Origin of the sequence: uncultured Phenylobacterium sp., from assembly GCF_902826855.1 — a bacterium.
Taxonomy (GTDB): Bacteria; Pseudomonadota; Alphaproteobacteria; order Caulobacterales; family Caulobacteraceae; genus Phenylobacterium.
In genome coordinates, this window is record NZ_CADEGK010000344.1 from 1 (window position 1) to 2,602 (window position 2,602).

3 protein-coding genes and 1 pseudogene are annotated in these 2,602 nt (G+C 66.1%); all 4 read left to right on the top strand.

Features of this window, described 5'->3' with window-relative positions:
• Positions 1 to 165: 165 nt before the first annotated feature.
• Complete coding sequence (locus QZV94_RS24505; RefSeq protein ID WP_293683016.1) at positions 166 to 384, top strand: conjugal transfer protein TraD; 219 nt, start codon at positions 166 to 168, stop codon at positions 382 to 384.
• Entirely contained in the window at positions 381 to 668 is a 288-nt protein-coding gene (locus QZV94_RS24510; protein ID WP_293683018.1) for a hypothetical protein, read from the top strand. The genes QZV94_RS24505 and QZV94_RS24510 overlap by 4 nt, the downstream gene beginning before the upstream one ends.
• A gap of 172 nt (positions 669 to 840) precedes the next feature.
• Entirely contained in the window at positions 841 to 1,380 is a 540-nt protein-coding gene (locus QZV94_RS24515) for a type IV secretory system conjugative DNA transfer family protein (protein ID WP_293683020.1), read from the top strand.
• A gap of 36 nt (positions 1,381 to 1,416) precedes the next feature.
• Positions 1,417 to 1,809: pseudogene (locus tag QZV94_RS24520) on the top strand (type IV secretory system conjugative DNA transfer family protein); the annotation flags it as partial.
• Positions 1,810 to 2,602: the final 793 nt, after the last annotated feature.

Sequence of the window (2,602 nt, forward strand, 5' to 3'; positions counted from 1 at the left end):
CGGCTATCTGGGCGAGCTTGGCGTAGGATTCCGCCCCCTCCCGCAAACGCCCCCGCAAAGCTGGAAAAGGCGCTGCGGACAACGGCGGCGGCACAGGCGAAGCTGGCGCAGGCGGCTCGCAGGACTGAGGCCGGGCAGCGCCGCACCGATACGAGAGGATGGGTTGTGCAACGCCGCGAACGCACCCGCCACCTGATCGAGCTGGGCGGTCTCGTCCAGAAGGCCGGCCTGGTCGATCTCGCTGACGACGATCGCGCCACCCTCTACGGCGCGATGCTCGAACTCGCGGCCAAGGCGTGCGACGACGGCAACGCGCTCGCGCTCTGGAAGCGGCGCGGCAAGCGGGCCTTCGACGCGGAAGCGGAAGGGAGCGAAGCACAATGAGCACGCTCGATGTCGAGGCGATACGGGCAGAGGTCCGCGCGCTCGACTATGAGCGGGGCAGCTCGGCAGACGCGGCGATGTGGCGCGAGGATGATGCCGACGCCCGCGCCAATCTCGCGATCGAGGGCATGGCGCTCACACCTGACGACGACGCGCTGTTCGACATGCTGCGTGGCGAGGCCGTGCCACCTCCCCTCGCCACCGCGATCGTCCTGAAGCTGCTGGGCCATCCCGACGCCGATCCGGCGCTCGCGATCCCGCCGCTGCCGATCGGGGCGGACTGACATGGAATGATTCCGCCAGCTCGGCCGCGCGCTCCGCAACCTGGCGCGCATATCGCGCCAGAACCCGGTATGGGCGATCACAGCCCTCACCCTCAGCCCCCATCAAGCTGATCCGCCATCTGCTAAGCGTGGCGCTCCTGCTCCTGATCGTCGGTACCGTGCTGGGCTGGGGATGAAGCTCGTCCTCGGCTCGCTGCTTGGCCTGCCGCACGATTCCAACATCTATCAGACGGTGATGACGCTGACGGCGCTCGTCGTCATCCTCGTCGGCCTGCGCGCGCTCTTTCAACCCCTCATCATGCGCTACGGCTATGACGATAGCGACGCCACCCACGGCTCGACCCGCTTCGCGACCGACGCCGAATCCACCGGCAAGGGCGTCGGTACGATCATCCCCAACCTGCTCACCTATCCGGGCTCGGTGATCTGCATCGACCCCAAGGGCGAGAACGCGCGCGTGACGGCACGCCGACACGGGCAGTTCGGCCCGGACCACGTCCTCGCTCCGTTCGGGGTGACGGGCCAGCCCTCGGCCGCGTTCAACCCGCTCGACCGGATCGACCCGGCCGGCCTCGATACCGCCAACGCGGCGCAACCTCGCGACGCTGCGCGATCATCTGACGCTCGACGGCAAGAGCTTCACAGCCCTGCTTGCCGCTATGCAGGGCGTCGACGGCCTGGTCGCGCGCGCCGCCAACCGCCATTCGGCTAAGTCTGCTCGCGAGGCGGCCGGCGTGCTCTTGGCCGCCTCGATCCGGTCGAACGCGCAATGGGGCTGATGGCCGGCTACGGCATCCAGCTCTGGCCGATCCTGCAAGACGTTCACCAGCTCCGCGCCGGTACTTTCCTGTCCAATGCCAGCGTCCTACAGGTGTTCGGCGTCAACGACCATGACAGTGCGAAACTGGTCTCCGATCTGCTCGGGCAGGAAACGGTCGTGTTCAAGACGATGAGCCGCGCGCTCGACGCGGAAGAAACCGGCCTGTCGTTCGGCACCCAACATGTCGGCCGGCCGCTGCTCACCCCCGATGAGGTCCGCGCGCCGCCCGGCGATCTGGAATTGCTGTTCCTCGCCGGACAACGGCCGATCATCGCGACCAAGCTGCGCTATTTTGCCGATCGCGAGTTCGATCCGGCGTAAAGCCGTTTAAACGGCGCGTGGCCATGCTCGCCGCTACTCGATCGCTATCATTTGTATATCACTCCGCGCGCAGTCGTGAATCGCCGAGTGGGTTCATCTTCGCGCCACGGCGGGCTCCGGCGCGGCCTGGCGCGCGAGCGGTGAGTTTTGGGGTATGGGCTCACCGTTCGCCGACGAGCTGGCCGGCCTCGATCGGCGCGGGGATCTAGGTTCGGCGGATCGACACCCTGGAAGGCCAGGGACGTGCGGGCAGCGAAAACCTTCCCCTGCCCTGCCTGATGTCCAGAATCGCGCCCAGCGGCTCCGAAATCGACCCCCAGCGCCGCCATCTCCGCGTGACGTGCCCTCCCTTATGAAGCGCTGCCTTCTCCACATGGCTTTTCTGGAAAGCCAATTCGACGGTTGGGTTAGGGGGTGAGCATGAGGGAGAAGGGGGGACGGTGGGGGGCAAGTGCGCAACAAACACTCGTCGGCGTAGCCGACACATTCGTATCCGGGGGATGCCGGGTGGGAGGATCGCGTCAGCGATCCGGGGCGGCCAAAGGCCGCGAGCCGGCGGGGGCGAAGCCCCCAAGAGGCGGTGCTTCTTCTTTCTCTCGCTCTCCGTTCGGCTCGGTGGGAGTTATCCACAGGCAGGGCCACCCCCAAAACTCACCGTTGGCGTTCTAATTCAAAGATTCTTCTTAGATTCTTGATTCAGGGGTCCACAAACCCGCAGAAAACCAGGGAAAATCGCCTCGAAAAGTGAGTGTTGGGGTCGAGTCGCGTGAGTTTTGGGGTAGCCAAAAGTGAG

Coding starts and splice junctions, on each gene's coding strand:
- QZV94_RS24510 (WP_293683018.1), top strand. CDS start 381: ATGAGCACGCTCGATGTCGAGGCGATACGGGCAGAGGTCCGCGCGCTC.
- QZV94_RS24515 (WP_293683020.1), top strand. CDS start 841: ATGAAGCTCGTCCTCGGCTCGCTGCTTGGCCTGCCGCACGATTCCAAC.